Source organism: Limosilactobacillus reuteri subsp. reuteri (genome assembly GCF_000016825.1).
GTDB lineage: Bacteria > Bacillota > Bacilli > Lactobacillales > Lactobacillaceae > Limosilactobacillus > Limosilactobacillus reuteri.
This window is the reverse complement of sequence record NC_009513.1, coordinates 493,931-513,293: the sequence shown is the minus strand read 5'-3', so window position 1 is coordinate 513,293 and position 19,363 is coordinate 493,931. Positions and strand designations below refer to the sequence as shown.

General features: G+C 38.7%; 19 protein-coding genes and 1 pseudogene. 8 read left to right on the top strand and 12 right to left on the bottom strand.

Going from position 1 to position 19,363, the window contains the following annotated elements:
- Positions 1 to 47: 47 nt before the first annotated feature.
- The 7 genes from ptsP to LREU_RS02370 form a co-directional block, all read right to left on the bottom strand.
- Positions 48 to 1,775: a phosphoenolpyruvate--protein phosphotransferase gene (gene ptsP / locus LREU_RS02400; RefSeq protein ID WP_003667554.1), complete on the bottom strand. Its 1,728-nt coding sequence runs from the start codon at positions 1,773 to 1,775 to the stop codon at positions 48 to 50.
- Positions 1,776 to 1,905: 130 nt separating this feature from the next.
- Positions 1,906 to 2,541: a uracil phosphoribosyltransferase gene (gene upp, locus LREU_RS02395; protein ID WP_003676152.1), complete on the bottom strand. Its 636-nt coding sequence runs from the start codon at positions 2,539 to 2,541 to the stop codon at positions 1,906 to 1,908.
- A gap of 92 nt (positions 2,542 to 2,633) precedes the next feature.
- The gene (gene glyA / locus LREU_RS02390) at positions 2,634 to 3,869 is read right to left on the bottom strand and encodes a serine hydroxymethyltransferase (protein ID WP_003667552.1); all 1,236 of its coding nucleotides are present in this window, start codon (positions 3,867 to 3,869) and stop codon (positions 2,634 to 2,636) included.
- A gap of 113 nt (positions 3,870 to 3,982) precedes the next feature.
- Positions 3,983 to 5,011 carry an L-threonylcarbamoyladenylate synthase gene (locus LREU_RS02385; RefSeq protein WP_003667551.1) on the bottom strand — a complete coding sequence of 343 codons (1,029 nt, stop codon included), beginning with the start codon at positions 5,009 to 5,011 and terminating at the stop codon, positions 3,983 to 3,985.
- A 5-nt stretch (positions 5,012 to 5,016) separates the two neighbouring features.
- Entirely contained in the window at positions 5,017 to 5,883 is an 867-nt protein-coding gene (gene prmC, locus LREU_RS02380) for a peptide chain release factor N(5)-glutamine methyltransferase (protein WP_003667550.1), read from the bottom strand.
- Positions 5,876 to 6,958, bottom strand: coding sequence for a peptide chain release factor 1 (gene prfA, locus LREU_RS02375; RefSeq protein WP_003676159.1), 1,083 nt, complete (start codon positions 6,956 to 6,958; stop codon positions 5,876 to 5,878). The genes prmC and prfA overlap by 8 nt, the downstream gene beginning before the upstream one ends.
- A gap of 21 nt (positions 6,959 to 6,979) precedes the next feature.
- Entirely contained in the window at positions 6,980 to 7,555 is a 576-nt protein-coding gene (locus LREU_RS02370) for a thymidine kinase (RefSeq protein ID WP_003667548.1), read from the bottom strand.
- A gap of 229 nt (positions 7,556 to 7,784) precedes the next feature.
- Between LREU_RS02370 and LREU_RS02365 the strand changes: the two genes are divergently transcribed.
- From LREU_RS02365 to LREU_RS02355, 3 genes are read left to right on the top strand one after another with little or no spacing between them, the layout of a single operon-like run.
- Positions 7,785 to 9,122 carry a Mur ligase family protein gene (locus LREU_RS02365; protein ID WP_003667547.1) on the top strand — a complete coding sequence of 446 codons (1,338 nt, stop codon included), beginning with the start codon at positions 7,785 to 7,787 and terminating at the stop codon, positions 9,120 to 9,122.
- Positions 9,122 to 9,829 carry a type 1 glutamine amidotransferase gene (locus LREU_RS02360; protein ID WP_003667546.1) on the top strand — a complete coding sequence of 236 codons (708 nt, stop codon included), beginning with the start codon at positions 9,122 to 9,124 and terminating at the stop codon, positions 9,827 to 9,829. The genes LREU_RS02365 and LREU_RS02360 overlap by 1 nt, the downstream gene beginning before the upstream one ends.
- A gap of 15 nt (positions 9,830 to 9,844) precedes the next feature.
- Positions 9,845 to 10,147, top strand: coding sequence for a hypothetical protein (locus LREU_RS02355; protein WP_003667545.1), 303 nt, complete (start codon positions 9,845 to 9,847; stop codon positions 10,145 to 10,147).
- A gap of 64 nt (positions 10,148 to 10,211) precedes the next feature.
- On the opposite strand, the gene LREU_RS02350 is transcribed toward LREU_RS02355, so the two are convergent.
- From LREU_RS02350 to LREU_RS02330, 5 genes are all read right to left on the bottom strand, one after another.
- The gene (locus LREU_RS02350; RefSeq protein ID WP_003667543.1) at positions 10,212 to 11,618 is read right to left on the bottom strand and encodes an amino acid permease; all 1,407 of its coding nucleotides are present in this window, start codon (positions 11,616 to 11,618) and stop codon (positions 10,212 to 10,214) included.
- A 48-nt stretch (positions 11,619 to 11,666) separates the two neighbouring features.
- Positions 11,667 to 13,088, bottom strand: a complete 1,422-nt coding sequence (locus LREU_RS02345) for a basic amino acid/polyamine antiporter (RefSeq protein ID WP_003667542.1) — start codon at positions 13,086 to 13,088, stop codon at positions 11,667 to 11,669.
- A 20-nt stretch (positions 13,089 to 13,108) separates the two neighbouring features.
- Positions 13,109 to 13,570 carry an arginine repressor gene (locus LREU_RS02340; RefSeq protein ID WP_003667541.1) on the bottom strand — a complete coding sequence of 154 codons (462 nt, stop codon included), beginning with the start codon at positions 13,568 to 13,570 and terminating at the stop codon, positions 13,109 to 13,111.
- 110 nt (positions 13,571 to 13,680) lie between these two features.
- The gene (gene arcA, locus LREU_RS02335; protein ID WP_003667540.1) at positions 13,681 to 14,913 is read right to left on the bottom strand and encodes an arginine deiminase; all 1,233 of its coding nucleotides are present in this window, start codon (positions 14,911 to 14,913) and stop codon (positions 13,681 to 13,683) included.
- A 207-nt stretch (positions 14,914 to 15,120) separates the two neighbouring features.
- Positions 15,121 to 16,140 (bottom strand): serine hydrolase domain-containing protein, encoded by a 1,020-nt coding sequence (locus LREU_RS02330; RefSeq protein WP_003667539.1) that lies wholly within the window; start codon positions 16,138 to 16,140, stop codon positions 15,121 to 15,123.
- Positions 16,141 to 16,330: 190 nt separating this feature from the next.
- Here LREU_RS02330 and LREU_RS02325 point away from each other — a divergent pair, with 190 nt between their 5' ends.
- From LREU_RS02325 to LREU_RS02305, 5 genes and pseudogenes are all read left to right on the top strand, one after another.
- Positions 16,331 to 16,924 carry a hypothetical protein gene (locus LREU_RS02325; protein WP_003667538.1) on the top strand — a complete coding sequence of 198 codons (594 nt, stop codon included), beginning with the start codon at positions 16,331 to 16,333 and terminating at the stop codon, positions 16,922 to 16,924.
- A gap of 225 nt (positions 16,925 to 17,149) precedes the next feature.
- Entirely contained in the window at positions 17,150 to 17,749 is a 600-nt protein-coding gene (locus LREU_RS02320; protein ID WP_003667537.1) for a helix-turn-helix domain-containing protein, read from the top strand.
- Positions 17,746 to 18,507: pseudogene (locus LREU_RS02315) on the top strand (IS3 family transposase); the annotation flags it as partial. The gene LREU_RS02320 and the pseudogene LREU_RS02315, both read left to right, overlap by 4 nt.
- A 159-nt stretch (positions 18,508 to 18,666) precedes the next feature.
- The gene (locus tag LREU_RS02310) at positions 18,667 to 19,137 is read left to right on the top strand and encodes a hypothetical protein (protein ID WP_003667535.1); all 471 of its coding nucleotides are present in this window, start codon (positions 18,667 to 18,669) and stop codon (positions 19,135 to 19,137) included.
- Entirely contained in the window at positions 19,137 to 19,361 is a 225-nt protein-coding gene (locus tag LREU_RS02305; RefSeq protein ID WP_003667533.1) for a hypothetical protein, read from the top strand. The genes LREU_RS02310 and LREU_RS02305 overlap by 1 nt, the downstream gene beginning before the upstream one ends.
- Positions 19,362 to 19,363: the final 2 nt, after the last annotated feature.

Here is a 19,363-nt window from a genome sequence, read left to right as displayed (position 1 = left end):
AACAAAAAAAGGATTTAAGAAAAATCTTTACTTTTCCTAAATCCTTTTTAGTTTGCTACCAACCAATCTTGAACTAACTTTTTCACACCGGTCATTGAATCACAAGTTGTAACAGCCTGTTGGTAGAGTTTCTGACATTTTTTGCTGTCTAATTGTTTCATCATTGAACGTGTCCGTAAAATAGAACTGGCACTCATCGAATAGACATCCAATCCCATCCCGATTAATAGTGGCAAGGCATAGCGATCTCCTGCCATTTCTCCACACATCGCCACAGTTGTATCATGAGCATGCCCAGCATCGATAATGTGCTTAATTAATTTTAAAAAAGTTGGATTCAGCGGCTGGTAAAGGTACGAAACTGAATCATTACCACGATCAGCCGCAAAACAATATTGGATTAAATCATTAGTTCCAATGCTAAAGAAATCAACTTCTGCAGCTAAGCGATCAGCATTTAACGCGGCTAATGGCACTTCAATCATTATCCCAAGATGGACATCACGGCCAATCCCAGGATGATCGACAGCTAATTTCTGCTGCTCCTCATAATAGATTTTCTTAGCTGCTCGTAATTCTTCAAGCGTGGTAATCATTGGAAACATAATATTAATCTTCCCAAACTCGGATGCGCGGAGTAAGGCCCGCAGCTGAGTCCTAAACATTTCTGGTTGATCAAGAGCAATCCGAATAGCCCGGTACCCAAGGAATGGATTCATTTCTTTGGGTAAGGGCATAAATTGAAGTGGTTTATCGCCACCGATATCTAAGGTCCGAACCACTAACCGTTTCCCATTTAACTGTTCAACAGCTCGGCGATAAGCATTAAACTGCTCTTCTTCGGTTGGGAGGTGGTCACTTTTCATATAAAGAAATTCAGTTCGAAATAGGCCAACACCATCAGCACCATTTTCTATTGCTGACGAAATATCCACTGAAGAACCAATATTAGCTGAAATCTTGTACCGTTGACCATCGGCGGTTGCTGAGGGCTGGTTAATCATTTTTTTCCATTGCTGACGGACATTCATAAACTTATCAGCAATTTTTTGGTATTGTTTAACATCATTTGTTGATGGTTCAACAATTGCACTGCCTTCAAAGCCGTCAACAATTACTCGTTGGCCATTTTGCACCTTTTTGGTTATGTCGTTACACCCAACAATTGCTGGAATCTGTAAAGAACGAGCCATAATCGCTGCGTGACTAGTCCGCCCACCCAAATCAGTAATAATTCCCTTAACAAAGCGGCCATCCATCTGTGAAGTATCGGCCGGACCAATCGAATGGGCAACTACAATGACAGGGTGATCTAATTCGCGCAAATTAGGGAGCTTCTTCTCTTCTAACTCTGCTAAAACCTGGTCTTGAATATTTTGAAAATCAGATGCCCGCTCTTGCATATATTCATTCCCAGTCATCGCCTGAAGGGTTTTGATCATCTTAGTAATTACTTCTGCAAAAGCCGATTCTGCATTTAAGCGTTGATTTGTGATCCGGTTTTCAACTTGTTTAATCATTTCCGGATCGTTTAGGATTGCAATATGAGTATCAAAAATTGTCAAATCTTCTGCATTAAGTTTATCAACAAGCTTCTTTTTGGTTTCCTTTAGTTTCTGAATGATCTTCTCAAAAGCACGGTGTAATCTCGCTTTTTCACTATCGGGGTCACTAATATGATACTTTTCAAAACTAAGATTAGGCTTCGTCAATAAGTAAGCAGGTGCAATTCCCACTCCATCACTGGCTGCAATTCCATTAATTTGGGTCTCCATTAATCAATTCCCCTTTTCTGGTATAGTACCTATTATAAGCGAAAGCCTTTTCAACACAAATAAAAAATAAAAGCAAGATTTGCGAAAGCTAAAAAGTTTTCTACAGATCATGCTTTTAATCCTTAATAATCTACTTAGTACCAAAAAGACGGTCACCAGCATCGCCTAACCCAGGAACAATATATCCATCTTCATTAAGATGATCATCAAGTCCTGCTGTATAAATATCAACATCTGGATAAGCGTCGCGCACAGCCTTAACTCCTTCAGGGGCTGCAACTAAGCAAGCAAATTTCATGTTCTTTTCTGAGCAACCACGCTTCTTTAAGGCTTCGATTGCCATCATTGCTGAACCACCAGTTGCCAGCATTGGGTCGACGATGAATAATTGCCGTTCTGTAATATCATTAGGTAACTTAACAAAGTATTCATGTGGCTTTAAGGTTTCTTCATCCCGGTACATTCCGATAAAACCAATTTTAGCTGCTGGGATAAGGTCCGTCATCCCATCCACCATTCCGATTCCGGCCCGAAGAATTGGAATAATCGCTACCTTTTTACCAGCCAATTCTTTCTGGGTCGTTTTAGCAATTGGCGTTTCAATTTCAACATCCTTTAATGGCATGTCGCGTGCAACTTCATAAGCCATTAAAGTTGAAATTTCTTTGACCGTTTCCCGGAAAAACTTTGTCCCAACATTTTTATCCCGAATCATTGTTAGCTTGTGCTGAATCAATGGATGATCTAACACTTCAAATTTACCCATGCCTCTATACACTCCTTTGAATTTCTTCACTATTCTACCAAAAAAATCAAGTCATGACAAAGGATCTTAACAACTTTTTATGTTCTAATTTTTTAGTTAAGCGGATACTTTGTGGTTAGTTCGTGTACCCCTTTTGCGACCTCTTGTAACCGCTCTTCATCGGTGGGATTAGTTAAAGCTGTACTGATTAATTCCGCAACTTTTTGCGCATCCTCCTCCTTAAATCCGCGACTAGTAATAGCAGGAGTCCCAATTCGTAAACCACTTGTAATAAATGGACTTCGTGGGTCATTCGGAATAGCCTCTTTATTGGTTGTAATGTGAACACGGTCAAGGAGATTTTGCGCATCTTTTCCTGTTAAACCAGTCTTCGTAAGGTCCAGAACGAGAAGGTGATTTTCAGTTTTTCCTGAAACCACCCGAATCTGTTTACTAGTATTAAATACTTTTTCCATTGCTTGAGCATTTTTTACAACTTGTTGGATATATTCCGCATATTCTGGTTGCAAATCTTCATAAAATGCTTGTGCTTTACCCGCAATCACATGTTCCAACGGTCCACCCTGGATTCCAGGGAAAACCGCTGAATTAATTTTCCGTCCTAACTCAGTCGATTTAGAGAGGATCATTCCTCCCCGCGGGCCCCGAAGAGTTTTATGAGTAGTAGTAGTAACGACATCAGCAATTGGAAGCGGACTTGGATGGGTACCAGTTGCTACTAATCCGGCGATATGAGCCATATCAACCATCAAGTAAGCCCCAACTTCATCAGCAATCTTGCGAAATGCCTGCCAATCAATAATCCGACTATAGGCAGACGCTCCCGCAACGATCAATTGTGGTTTTACTTTCTTAGCTAAAGCCATAATTTCATCATAATCAAGCTCTTCAGTATCTGGATTTAAGCCATAGCCATACGTCTTATATAGTTTTCCGCTAAAATTAACCGTTGCTCCGTGAGTTAGGTGCCCACCAGCATCCATCCCCATCCCTAAAATCACATCTCCGGGCTTGAGGAGTGCTTGATAAACTGCCATATTAGCTTGTGATCCGGAATGAGGTTGAACATTAACATATGCTGCATTGAATAACTTTTTAGCATAATCAATTGCCAATTGTTCAACTTGATCGATAAACTCACAACCACCGTAATACCGCTTATTAGGATATCCTTCAGCATACTTATTTGTTAGAACTGATCCCTGCGCTTCACGAACAGCATCTGAAACAATATTCTCGGAAGCAATGAGCTCAATCGTATCTTGCTGGCGTTGTTCTTCATTTTCAATGGCTGCCCATAATTGGGGTGATTTTTTACCATAGTTCATTTACAACATCTCCTCTGGTTATAAATAAAGAGGCTGGGAATCCGCCTCAGTCTCTTTATTATTTTATTGAGATTTTAATTAGGGAGTGGTACCTCTTCCACTAGATTCCCTTATTATTTTACCGCATTACTATCAAAGTGCATACCACCAGCAGACTTATTTAACCGATTCATATATGCGCCCCCTAAATCATGAGCTGGAAATGCTTGAGTGACAATCGCTTTAACATTAGGCTGGTCATCAAATTGCCGTAAGCCATCAAATAGACGAGCACTGGCATCTTGAACATTCTTTCCTAATGAAAATTGAATAGCGTTCATCGGCAATACTTCTTGTTGAAGGACTTTTTCTTCAGCCATCATCCCAACGTCAAATGGCTGTTGTCGTATCCATTCAACAACTTTATCCCAATCAGTATCTTCATCAACAATATATACTTGGGCCTTAGGTGCATAGTGCTTGTATTTCATTCCGGGTGCTTTAGGAGTTTCATTTTTGCCTACTTTATGATGATTAAGGTCAATGGATCCAATCACTTTTTCAATGTCCTTCTTCGTAACAGCACCAGGACGTAAAATTACAGGGTGGTCTGTTGACATATCAAGGACAGTGGATTCAACTCCTACCCGTGTCGGACCATTATCCACAATTCCAGAGATCTTACCATGCAAGTCATGATAAACGTGTTGAGCAGTAGTCGGGCTCGGTTTCCCAGAAGTATTAGCAGATGGTCCCACCATCGGAACACCAGCTTCTTCAATTAAATCAAGGGTTGGTTGACAGTCAGGGTAACGAAAGGCGACAGTTTTCAAACCACCTGTGACGGTTTTTGAAAGTGCGCCCTTCTTAATCTTCAAGATAATGGTTAAAGAACCAGGCCAAAATGCATCCATCAACTTTCGGGCATTATCAGGAATCTCGGCAGCATACTTTTCAACCATTGCGATGGAGTTAACATGAACAATCAATGGATTATCACTTGGCCGCCCTTTTGCTAAATAAACATTCTTAACGGCTTTTTCATTGGTTGCATCAGCCCCTAACCCATAAACAGTTTCGGTTGGAAAAGCCACTAATTCACCGCGCTTAATCGCAGCTGCTGCTTGGGCAATCTCACCATGTCGAAAAATCTTCGTATCCATTCTTACTATCTTCCTCCTGCGTTTGAAAAATCCCATGCGTGTATCATCCTCATTTTTCCTGCCACATCATGTCGTGGGCATATCTGTGCGTGTTCATCGGTTTGATGTAGTAATTCTTGAATTGACTCCTCTTGATCATAACCAGTTTCGCCAAATATTTGACCAGTCGTAGTTAGGTACTGCCCTGCTTGCTTAAATAAGCGATGATAGAATCCTAACCCACGTTCATTAGCAAATAGGGCTAAGGCTGGTTCGTTTTCAAGGACTGCTTGATCAATTTCACCAGTATCGTCCGGGTCAATATAAGGCGGATTAGTCACAATTAAATCGTATTGCTGATCAATATTTTCAAATAAATCGCTTTTAATTAACGGCAACTCCAGGTTAAACTTAGCCATATTTTCCTGAGCAACAGCAAGTGCAGCGGGTGAAATATCACTTAAACTTACATGCCAATTTGGCCGTTCAAGTGCAAGAGTAATGCCTATCACTCCACTCCCCGTTCCTAAATCAAGGACCTTCAATGGACGAGATGGCATTTCTTGCAACACCCAATCGATTAACTCTGCTGTCTCAGCTTCTGGAATCAAAACATTTTTATTAACCTTAAAAGTTCGTCCATAAAATGGGGCCTGCCCAACAATATATTGAGCAGGCTCATGATTAAGCAATCTTGTTATGGCATCCTTCCACCAGTCTACTTCGTCAGCCGGCATCTCATCACGATTATGTAAAAGTAAGTGAGTCGCATCCCAACCATGTGATTGCTGAAGTAAAAACTGGGGGGCACTTGGATCAATATCTTTTCCTTGTAATTGTTCTTTTGCCCATCGCTGAGCCATAAAATAGTTGGTCGGTACGAAACTACTCATTCCGTAATTGCTCCAACTTTTGCGTTTGGTCGGCAACAATCAATGCTTCAATAATTTCATCGAGGTCACCAGCCATAATCTTATCAAGCTTGTTTAATGTTAACCCAATTCGGTGATCTGTTACTCGGTTTTGTGGGTAGTTGTAAGTACGAATTCGTTCTGAACGATCACCTGTCCCAATCGCGTCTTTCCGCTTTTGATCATAGGCGCTTTGTTCTTGTTGTTGGTAATAATCATAAACCCGTGACTTCAAAATCCGCATTGCCTTAGCCCGGTTTTGCTGTTGTGAACGTTCATCTTGCATTGCAACAACAATCCCTGTTGGCAAGTGGGTCATTCGAACAGCTGATGAAGTCTTGTTAACGTGCTGACCACCGGCACCGCTTGAACGGTAAACATCAACCCGGATATCTTTTGGATCAATGTCCACATCTACGTCTTCAGCTTCTGGCATTACCCCAACCGTCGCAGTTGACGTATGGACACGTCCAGCAGATTCAGTAACAGGAACTCGTTGAACACGATGCGCACCGTTCTCAAACTTAAGCTTAGAATAAACTTTATCCCCAGTAATCATTAAGGCAATTTCCTTAAAGCCACCGACTTCAGTTTCATTTCGATCCACAACTTCTACTTTCCAGCCTTGCTTTTCAGCATAGCGAAGGTACATGTTATAAAGGTCAGCAGCAAAGAGGCTTGCTTCGTCTCCTCCAGCAGCTCCACGGATTTCCATGATAATATTTTTATCATCATTAGGATCTTTCGGAATTAGTAAGACTTCAAGCTCTTTTTCTAACTGTGCTTGTTCTTCTCGTGCTTCTGCTAACTCTTCTTTAGTTAAGGCGGTTAAGTCATCATCATTCGTTTCACGTAATAGTTCTTCATCATCACTAATCGTTTGGGTAACTTTTTTATATTGATTATATTTTTCAACCGTTTCACGTAAGCTTCCTTCTTCTTTTGAAAGCTTCATAAAACGTTGTGAGTCGGCAATTACTTCTGGATCACTGATCAATTCATTTAGTTCATCGTAACGATCAGCAACCGCTTGAAGCTTATCGAAAATTTCTTCCATTTCCATTCTTGGTTATTCCTCCTATTGTTTTAATTGGGGATGAAAATAGTGCTTCCGGCATACTGGGTAATATGATTCATTTCCCCCTATCTGGACTTGTTCTCCCTCATATACTGGCTTGCCATTATGAATCCGTAAATTCATCGTAGCTTTGTGAGGACAGAACCAACAAATTGTTTTCATCTCTTCAATTTTGTCAGCATAAATCAGTAAATATTTTGAACCTTCAAATAATTCATTCCGAAAGTCATTCTTTAGTCCAAAAGCCATTACCGGAATATTTAGCTCATCAACAATTTTGATTAATTGTAAGACATGCTCTTTCTTTAAAAACTGTGCTTCGTCGATCAATACACAATATATCTTACGGTCCATCTTATTAACGTAATCGTAAATATTGGTATCATCCATAATTGGTTTTACCTTACGCTCTAAGCCAATTCGACTAGCAATGATGCCTCGACCAGAACGATCATCAACGCCGCTCGTCATTAAGACAACCGGCTTCCCTTGTTCTTCATAGTTATGAGCAACCTTCAAAATATCGATTGACTTACCAGAATTCATCGCGCCATATTTAAAGAATAGTTGTGCCACTACAATTGCCCCTTTTTGTTTGCATAGTACTCTTCATTATATCCAAAAATTTGTGTCATTTAAATACTTCTACATTAGGAAAGAGTTTTTTACATTGAATAACTTTAATCTTATAATAATTTCAGTTTAATAACTTTCTTTTTGTTATCGTAAAGTTTAGAATTAAACGGTAATTTTAATCATCACTATTGTATCACTTACAATTGACACGAAAGGAATACATATATTCATGACAGTTCGAAGTTCATTTGCCGAATTTGCCGGGCGGTCAAGCTATTGGTTCCTCCATACTTTTATGAACGGAGGAAGTTCCCTTCCAGGAAAACTAACCTTAAAGCTTGATCCAAATATTCTCCAAGCCTTTAGCAAAAAGTACGACCTTGTTATTGTAACAGGGACCAATGGAAAAACATTAACCACCGCATTAAGCGTACGAGTTTTACGAGAAAAGTATGACCAGGTTCTTACTAATCCGACTGGTTCCAACATGGAGCAAGGAATCGTAACTACCTTTATTACGGCCCCCCGTCCAAAGAAAAAAGGGCTGGCCGTCCTCGAAGTCGATGAAGCCAATGTAGTTAAAGTATGTAAATACATCACCCCAATTGCCTTTGTCTTCACCAACATTTTCCGTGATCAAATGGATCGTTATGGTGAAATTTACACCACTTATAACAAGATCTTAAAGGGGGTTAAATTAGCACCGAAAGCAACCATCATTGCTAACGGGGATGAACAGCTCTTTAACAGCAAAGACTTGCCTAACCCAATCATTTATTATGGCTTTAACCACGAAGAAAAAGAGCCTTTCAACGCCCCAGCTAACACTGATGGTCTCCTTTGTCCTAAATGTCAACACATTCTAAAGTATCGAATGCGAACTTATGCCGGGCTAGGCAACTACTTCTGTCCAAATTGTGGTTTCCATCGACCAGAATTAACGTATGCTGTTACCAAAATTGATAAGCTTACCCCCACGCATTCAACTTTTGAAATTGATGGGCAAAAATACACCATCGGAATCGGTGGTTTATATAACATCTATAATGCTCTTGCGGCTTACTCTCTTGGTCGTTTTCTCGGAGTGAGCCAAGCACAAATTAAAGATGCTTTTGAATCAGATGAACGAGTTTTTGGCCGCCAAGAAGTCATTAATATAGATGGAAAACAAGTTACTTTGATCTTAGTTAAAAATCCAGTTGGCCTTAATCAGGTTTTGGATATGATTGAGACAGATGACAAGCCCTTTAGCTTTGCCTTCTTACTAAATGCTAACTATGCTGATGGAATTGATACTAGCTGGATCTGGGACGGCGACTTTGAAAAACTTACCCAACATCAAATCCCACAATACATGACTGGAGGAGAACGGTATAAAGATATTACCACTAGATTAACAATGGCTGGCGTAAAAGATATGTGGCATGAACCGGACCTTACCCAGGTAATTGATAAAATCAAGGAAATGCCAACTGAACACGTCTATATTCTGGCAACATATACAGCCGTTCTGCAATTGCGGAAACAACTAGCAGAAAAGGGCTATATTAAAGGAGGAATGGACTAATGGCAAAATATCACTTACACCTCGCCCACCTCTACGGCGATTTATTAAATACTTATAGTGATGTCGGTAATATTATCGCCCTTCAATATTACGCTAAACAGATGGATGCCGATATTGATGTCAAAGTCATTAGTATCGACAACGACTTTAATCCACAAGATTTTGATTTAGCTCTTTTCGGCGGTGGACAAGATTACGAACAACTTGTTGTCTCCAAAGATCTTCCAAACAAAAAAGCAGGAATTGACAAGTTTATTAATGATGGAAAGCCGCTGCTTGCTATTTGTGGAGGTTATCAACTTCTCGGCCACTATTATATCGGTGCTGATGGCGAAAAGATTCCGGGACTTGGAATCCTTGATCACTATACTTTAAGTCAAGACAATCACCGGTTCATTGGAGATATTACCATCAAAAACGAAGAAAGCAATCAAGAGTACCATGGCTTTGAAAATCACAACGGCCGCACATTCTTAGGAAAAGGTGAGCGTCCGCTTGGTAAAGTAATTTCTGGTAATGGAAATAACGGTGAAGATCATACCGAAGGAGCAATCTATAAAAACACTTATTGCTCTTATTTCCACGGTCCCATTCTTACAAGAAATGGTGAGATTGCTAAAAAGATTCTTTTAGCAGCTCTTGAGCATAAATACCCCGATGCCGACTTAAGCAGTCAAAAAGCCCTAAAAATTAAACCTACATTTTAATTAAGGTGACAAACAGTGAACCAAACCATAACATTTGTATTTACCATTATTTTTTTGCTAGAAAGTTTTTGGGAAGTCCGTCTTTTCTCCCAACTACAAGCACTAGCCATTCAAAATCCAACTAGAATCCCACCACGCTTTGCCAAAGTTATCCGTCTGGAGCGTCGTTGGAACTGGATATCTTGGATTTTAATCATCTTACTATTTCTTACTTCATCAAATTTCACGATTTTATGGGTAAGCCTAATCACATTGATTGAAACCTATGTTGTCTGGCGAATGGATAACATGAAAAGTAAGATGACTAGCGAAGATTAGAATACAAAAAGGGATGAGATTGAAGGAAAGTAAAAATTCCTTCTAACCTCATCCCTTTTAATTTTTAAAAATTAATCTTTCCAGTAATAATCAACATCAGCGCAATCACAGCTGCTAAGGCAATAATTGTTGCTAACCACCTTTCTTTCTTACTCATTTTATTAGGAGCCCCGGCAAATAATGGTATTCCTAGCGCAAAAATAATCGCACTTGCAAATACATATTCAAGTCCCGAAGCAACTAACATATAGACGGAATAAAGAGAAGCTAACGTAGCAATAATCTTAAAGCCAAGGCCCATTTTTTCGCTAATTGCTAGCTTCAACCCATATAACGCAGAGAGCAGGTAAGCAACTAAGGTCATCGTCGCAGCTAAAGTATATGCAATTGTATAGGCCATTTGAAGCTGTGGAAGCAGTAAAACTAGTAAACATACTTGCATAATAATTGTATATACAATTAATGCAAAGCCAGGAACACCATGGCGATTAACAAGTTTAAATGCTCGCGGCATATCCCGATCATAACTGGTTACGTATGCAATTTCTGGTCCAATCATAAACCAACTTAATAATGCCCCTAATAGAGAAATCAGTAAGCCAATTTTAATAATAAGACTCCCTACTATTCCTAATGCTGTATGACTAAGCGCTGCTGCCAGTGGAACTGAAGTCTGGCTAAGTTCTTTAGCAGGTAGAATCCCCATTGGAATAATAGAGATTGAAATATAGAGGACCAATACAATTACAAAGCTAATAATCGTTGCTAACCCCACATCACGTGGCTGCTTTGCCCGACGTGACATTGAAACAGCTGCTTCAATCCCAACAAAACACCACACAATAGTACTCATCGCACCACTAATCTGGTCTTTAAATGGGACTTGCGTTTGATTAACGGCAAGAATGTTTGTCCAATCAGGAACATTAAAAATATGCGGCTGGAATGCAAAGACACCAACAATAACAACTAATAAAAGCGGTAAGATCTTAATAATCGTAATGACGGCATTAAGGATACTTGCCTCGCGGACACCAAACCATGTAATCGCAGTGTATCCCCACAGAATAATTGAGCCCCCGATAAAACACATTAATGGCGAAAGTTGATGCGTCCCGAGCATACTATTTAAGGTCTTAAAAAAGAGCGAGATAAAGGCAATGTTACCAAAAACTGCTCCCATCCAATATCCCCAAAAGGAGTTAAAACCAATATAGTTACCAAAGCCTTCTTTTGCATAAGTATAAATTCCACCGTTCATCTCCGGCTTAATAACAGAAAGCTTGTAAAAAACTAGTACTAGCATCAAAATCCCGAAGCCACCAATTAACCAGGTAACTAATGCAGCCATTGGATTTGCTTTCAAAATTAAATCGGTCGGACTATTAAAAATCCCACCACCAATAATCGTTCCTACAATTAAGGTGATTAAGAGGAAGAGATTTAACTTCTTTTCCTTCACCTTAATCACCTCACTTATAAATATTCTTGAAATGTGGAATAATTATACATTATTTACCTAGCCGATGGCAATAGTTCCATTAGCAACAAGCCAAATTGCAATAACACTTAGGATTAAAATTAGCGCCATTGTCCACTTTTCAGCAGTTGTAACTTTACGATTATTTTCTTTACATGCTAAGTAGTAAATGTAGAATCCAGGAATAAAACTAATTGAAACTAATAAGACTTCTTGCCATCCAGCAAGGAACATACATGCGAACATGAATGCAGCAGAGAGCAAACCAATTGTAAATTGTCCCCATTCTTGGTGTGCAGAACTGTATTTCATTTGGTAAAGTCCAACAAATAAGTATGAGAATAAAATTGCTGCACTACATAAGGAATATGCGAATTCATAGGCTTTATCAGTGAAAAGCAATGAGAACAAGAAGATTGTTTGCAATACCGCTGTAATCATCAAGGAAGCAGTTGGTGCTTTTTTGGCATTAACCTTTCCCCAGATTTTTGGCATTGCCTTATCATCGGCAACTAACATTGTTGTTTCGGCTGGGAGCATTGTCCAAGAAAGCCAGGAAACAATTGTTGAGATGATTAAACCAACATTGATTAAAATTGAGCCCCAACTACCAACGGTTGCTTGAAGAACATGACCAATAGCTGGTTGTCCCATGCCGGCTAATTCTGCCCGAGTTAATGCACCATAAGGTAAAATTGAAATTAATACATAGATAACTACTAAAAGACCAAAACTGATGAGAGAAGCTTCACGAGCGGCTGTAAGGGACTTTGCCCGACTTGCCATAACAGAAGCACCTTCAACACCGATAAATACCCAAATTAAGGTCATTAGGGTACCTTTCATTTGTTCCCAAACAGACCCAGTTGTAGTGCCGTGAGAAGCATTATTGGCAACTCGGCCCCAGAAATCTGCTGTGAACATCCCAGCCTTGAAGCAAACAACCATCATAATAATAAAGATAACTAATGGTAAAACCTTGCAGATTGTTCCAATCATGTTAACAAAAGATGCACTTTCAACACCATTGTTAACTAAGATTGTTAATAGCCAACAGAAGATGATGGCAATAATAATCGATGGTAAATTTTGACCACCTTTAAAGGTTGGGAAGAACGTTCCAATTGAACTCATCAACATGGTGGCAAAAGCAATATTTCCCAGCCATGCGGATAACCAGTAAGACCATCCAGAAATAAATTCACCTAATGGCCCAAAACCGGCACCAGCATATGAGAAAATCCCTGAAGTAAGATCTGGTCGCTTTTCAGATAAATTATTTAGCGAGAGAACTAACATCAAAAAACCAATTCCAACAAAAATCCAAGCTAACAGGGCAGGACCTGGTGCCGCCGCCGCTGCCACATCACTAGTAATACCAAATATTCCGGTACCGATACATGAACTTACAATTAAGGCGATCAATTCGCCTCTACCAATACCTTTCTTTTGTTCATCCATAAATATCCCTCCTATGCAGTTTATGAATGCATGTGTTGAATGATTAAGTCATAAACCATTTTAGCATCATCATTATCTTTACTAATGATAATCAAGGTGTCATTTCCAGCAAGTGTGCCCACAACTTCCGGAATATCAAGTTCATCAAACATTCCAGCCAAAATCGTCGCATAACTAGAATTTAGTGCAGTTTTGATCACGTTCATAAATTGAACAGTTTCAATTGTCCGCACATTATCATGAATTCCTTGATATAATCGTTCAAAATTATGTTCGGGTGTCACATGAAGTTGAACATAATGGGTATGACCATCGCCATCATTTGCTTTAACGATATTCAACGCATGAATATCTCTTGAAATTGTTGCTTGTGTCGTCTCGAAACCCGCCTCAGTTAAAAACTTAAGCAATTCTTCTTGCGTTTCAATTTTACGATCATTAACCACTTGTTCAATATATTTTCTTCTTGCCTTTCGATCCATTCGTGTTCCCTTCTTATCATGTTGATTACACTAAAATGATACAAGAAAAAGCAGCAAAATTATACCCTTTCTAGATTACTCAGATAAATTTGCTGCTTTCATTATCTTATTTATTTCTTGAGATCTTCACGAACAATTGGACATGACATGCACCGTGGGCCACCACGACCCCGTGATAATTCGCTTGAACGAACCTCGTGAACGAGAATGCCATGCTTACGCAGCAAATCGTTTGAGACATAGTTCCGATCATAAGTTACAACTACACCAGGGGCAATTGCTAGCGTGTTAGAACCGTCATTCCACTGTTCACGTGGGGCAATAATTGGATCACCGCCACCAGTAGGAATTAAATCAATTTCCGGCTTATCAAGTGCCTTCTTCAAAATTTCTTTAAGATTTGTTTCATGAGTAATTGAAATTTCACCATTATTACCTGGGTGCATAATGTATGCATCAACATGTCCACCATCACGTAAGATTGCTGGATGAACTGTAAATTGATCATAGTTAATCATTGTAAACACAGTATCAAGGTGCATCATTGCGTGATTGTGAGGAATATGGATAGCAATTACTGTATCGTAATCAGACTTTTCAAAGAGACTTTCAGCTAATTCTGTAATAGCCTTTGCAGATGTTCGTTGAGAAATACCAATTGCTAATACATGATCGCTGAGAACTAATTCATCTCCACCTTCAATCCGGCCTTCAGGATAACGGTTTCGCCATACTTCAACACCCTTGTCAGCAAAACGCTTATTGTGCTTAATGATGTACTCAGTAAAGAGAGATTCGCGTTGACGTGCCTTAAAGGTCATGTGATTAATGGTAATTCCATCCCCGATACATGCCTGTTGGTCACGCGTAAAGTATGCATTTGGCATTGGATCCATATAGAATGGGTAATCCTTATCTTCTGCTAATTCGGCAAGCGAAGCATACTTTGTTTTAATTTCATCTTTACGTACACCAGCAATAATCTTGTTAACCATATCCTTAGTACTGAAACTAAGCAAGAATTCCTTTAAGCCGTCATGGATTGCTCCAGCAGCATAACCAGATTCAGCGATGATCTTTTCAAGGAATTCATCTTTGATATTATCATCTGCCAGTGCGTCTGTTAATAAATCTTCAAGATACAAGACTTCTGCGCCGTTATCACGTAATGTTTGCGCAAAAAGGTCATGTTCTTCTTGAGCGATCGGTAAGTATGGAATATCATCTACAAGCATCCGGTGAAGAATTTCAGGATAAACATTTTCGATTTCCTTACCTGGTCGATGCAACATAACTGTCTTAAGCTTCCCAATTTCTGATGTAACATGAATTGGACTTTGCATACAATATCACTCCTTTTTTGAAGTATCACTTGACTACAACTACATCATATTAGTTTATGTAAACGTTGTCAAATGCCGTCAAATCAATATTTAGTGAATTATATAAAAAGAAGTTATTAATATAAATTATCAACAGTCTTTATACATTTTTTACCCCTAAAGCGCATATTCTGTGAAAGCGGTTATTCAATTGATTGCATATAAATTTCACAAAGTTTTTTCTTTTTCTGTTAAATAAATTGCAAAAAGTTGGTCACGAGCAGCTAAAAATTCTTGGTTTTTGGCACTTGGATGAACACGATTAGTTAATACAATAAAGCCTTGGTCAGTTTGACGATCTAACACCATCCAAGTTCCCGTAAACCCAGTATGGCTAATCAAAAGGTGATGATCTTTAGCATGAAATAGTTTCCATCCCAGCGAACGGCTATGCGGACCAGGAATTCGTGTTTGATCTGTAAAAAAAAGATCAATTGTTTCAGAAGTAAGAAGACCATTTAAATTATTTTCAATCAGCGCATGACTAAAAATCTCCAAATCTTTCAACGATGCAAAGAGGCCTGCACATCCACAACTTTCTCCTAAAATATACCCCTTAGGATCATGAGTTTCTCCCCTAATCAAGCCACGTTTTTCTTGTACTTCTGTTGGTACACAGTTAGCTGGATGAGGATTAAATGTCGCAGTTGGCATATTTAATGGTTTAAGAACCTGTTCTGCAATAACTTTTTGAACCGGCTGATTATAAATTCGTTCAATAATCCATCCCAAATACAAATAGTTCACATCCGCATATTTGATTTGATGGTTCAAACTATCCTCCACCTGCATTCTTGTCAAAAAAGCCGTCTTTAGTTCAGAGGCAGTTAACTCATTACGATGTGGAATATAACCAGCTATCCCAGAAGTATGGGTAAGAAGATTTCGAATAGTTGGTCGGTTATCATTAAATTCAGGTAAATACTTCTTTATCGGATCATCTAAAGACAATGCTCCTTTTTGAATAAGCATGGCAATAACTGGAACTGTCCCTATTACTTTTGTTAATGAGGCCACATCATAGAGCATACCAGGTTTTAATAATTCAGTCTCAGGGTACACTTGAGCCATCCCCGTTACTTCCTTAATCGTATGTTGACGGTCAAAAATCACATAGCTAACTCCCGGAACAATTCCTTCTTTAACCATTTGATGTAATTTGGTAATTGTTAAATCGTATTTATTCATCGTTTAATTCACTTCCTCAATAGAGTTTATTTTAACGTAAATCAGACAAAGGAAAAATATCTAAGAAATTATTAAACATAATTGGTTAATTGTGACAAATAAGTTAAAAATATTACAAAATCATTTCAAAAGACGGTATAATATAGTTATAAGAATTTTATAAAAAAGAGAAGTTGAGGGGGGCATTAAAATGATGAAGATGACAAATAAAGTTTTAGCAAGTTCGTTAGTAATTTTAGCCGCCCTAGGACTAGCTGGGTGTACGAATAGTGCAGCAGCCCCAACAAAAACATCTACTTCCGCGACAAAAGTAAGTCAACAAACAAGTAAGAAGGCGGCCTCCTCTACTAGTAGCGAAAAAGCAAAGGGTCAAGCCTCCACATCTACACCTACTAGTGTACAGTCCACTTCTTCAACAAATACAAGCTCAACAAGCGCAAATTCAAAGGTAACTAACAGTTCAGCAAAATCAACTAATCAAACGGTAAAAGCTCCTAGTTCATCAGTAACTAGTAATCCTAGCAGCCAATCAGCAACTACTACTTCCTCATCACAAAATGATCAACAAGTCCTAACAAGTTTTGTGAAGACAAGTGGCATTCAACAAGATGGCAATCATTATTACATGACTAAGAATAATCAAAACAATAATTATCAAATTGAAGTTCGCAATAACCAAGGCGGCGATCCAAATGTAGCTCATCTTACTGGTACCTATCAATATGACCCCACTACAAACCAAATCCATGAAATGAACCCAATCACCGGCAATTATGATAATTAATATTTTTAACGCAAAAAGGAGTACAGAAGGAATAAACCGCTAATGGTAAATTCGTACAATACCCTTTAGGGTTGACACTTTAAATAATAAAAGTGCCAATTCTAGGGGGTGTTTTTCGTTTCTAGTTATTCCACAACAGAAAAATTAAGATTACTAAGTAATTATCAGGATTCAGATTGCTCATTAGGAGTATTCGCTGACTATCACGAAGTGAGAACAGCGAACATGACTAAATGGATTAAACAATTTTTATTAGCAGGACTGGCAGGATTAATTCGTCCTAAACATAACCAAAAATATTCACTTAAGACAAAGATTGCCGCGGTGAAAGATTATCAGCTTAACGGACTGGCTAGTCGTGAGGTTTTAATTAAGTACAAAATACGCCATATTTCTCAACTAAAACAATGGATTATCCAGTACAATAGTGACAAACTAACTGTTGCTTACGCAACAAGAAAGCGAGTTAAGAAAATGGGCCGGAAAGTATCCTTTGATGAGAAAAAGCAGATTGTGCAGTGGACGATTAACCACCAGAACAACTATAAAGAAGCAGCTAGTAAGTATGATATTAGTTATCAGCGGGTTTATTCGTGGGTACGTAAATATTTGCACGATCATAATTGGGAAGTACTAAAAGATAATCGTGGCAGAAATAAAGATAAAGAACCGACAAATGAGCTCGAACGGTTGAGAAAACGAGTACGTGAATTAGAAGCTGAGAAACGAGAAAGCGAGGTACAAATTGCGTTCGCAAAAAAATTAGTCGAAATACGCAATCGGGAGGTGCATCGACCGGACGATATCAAGCGATTCAAGAAATGATTAAAGACGGTTATACAGTATCAGAACTAGTTAAAGCGGCTAAAGTAAGCCGGCAAGCCTACTATAAGTGGCTAAAACGAGAATTAACTACTAAGGATATCCAGGATCAAGAGATCCTTAATTTGATTAAAGAAATTGAGAAAACTAATAAGCAAAGTATTGGCTATGGGAAAATGACTCGTCTTATTAAGCGTGCAGGTCTTGGATATTTGGTCAACAAAAAACGAGTTATTAGAATTATGAAGGAACATGGGATTAAAGCTGACTATCGTCAAGCTAAAAGAAAACGCGACAAGGAACGTCAAACCTATCAAGCTGAAAATATACTTAATCGTCAATTTAAACAGGAAGCAGCTAATCAGGTTTGGGTAACTGATACAACAGAACTCGCCTACAATATTCATAATTATAAAGTTCGTTTACATGTGGTTCTTGATTTATATGGTCAATTTCCAATTAGCTGGCTAATTACCCCAACAGAAACTAGTGAGGGAGCAATTCAAGTATTCAAGAAAGCTCAGAAACAAGAAGGTGTATTAGCCCCACTTATTCATACTGATCGCGGAGCTGCTTATACTTCTAAGGCGTTCAATCAATATTTAACTAGCAATAATAGTCAACATAGCTATTCAGCTCCTGGTACACCAGCAGATAACGCAGTTATCGAGCACTGGTGGGCCGACTTTAAAGCAATTTGGCTAGCGCATTCATCTAAGCCACAAACACTTGATGAACTTCAAACACTAGTGGCTGAAGGATGATTACACTCACAATGATTTAATTAGCCTAGTCTTAACAGTTAAGTATCAGCAAGATATTATCAGCGCTTTACATGAGTGCTTAGAGCGCCTAAATGATAATGATTTAGAAGTACTACAACAATTAGCAACCCTTGAACTCAAAGGCGGTGATACAGAATGCAACTAGTTACTCTTACAGCCCCAGACGGACACCGTGAACGTTGGGACATGAAAACTACTTACCTCGCCCTGCTCTCGTGGTATTCATATCTTAAAGACACCGAGAACAGCAAAAAACCAACGGAACTCGCCACCCGTATTAGTAAGTTCGTTGGGGATGATATTAAGCAAGTTCACACCTTTTTAGTTTACTTAGACGGCTTCAATGGTGACTTATATTCTAAATTGTCCTTGCTAACGAACAACGATGATAAAAACACCACTCGCCTTTATTTCATTATGAAGTCGCTTAACAATCCAAATTACTTAGCGCACAACAAGCGAGAAGAGCGAGAACGCCAAAAGATTGTTGAACGCATTGAACAAGTCACAAATAACGATGTTGAAATGCTTAAACGACTTATCGCTTTAACAAAGCTATTTATTGACGGGCAATTAAGTTATAAGAACATGGAGGTATGTAAGTAATGGAATTAAAAGACTTCCTAGAAACGGATGATTTTTACAATCTTAGCAATGACGCTAAATTACTGTATCTGTATCTTTTAGCATATAAGAACACTGACAACCTTGTCTATTGTAGTGAGCTTATATGCGATGTTTTACATGTAAATGGTGAAGAATTTTCTCAACTTGCTGATGCTGGTCTAATAAAAATTAGCGAGTTTGATGAACCAATAACAGTTATGTAAAG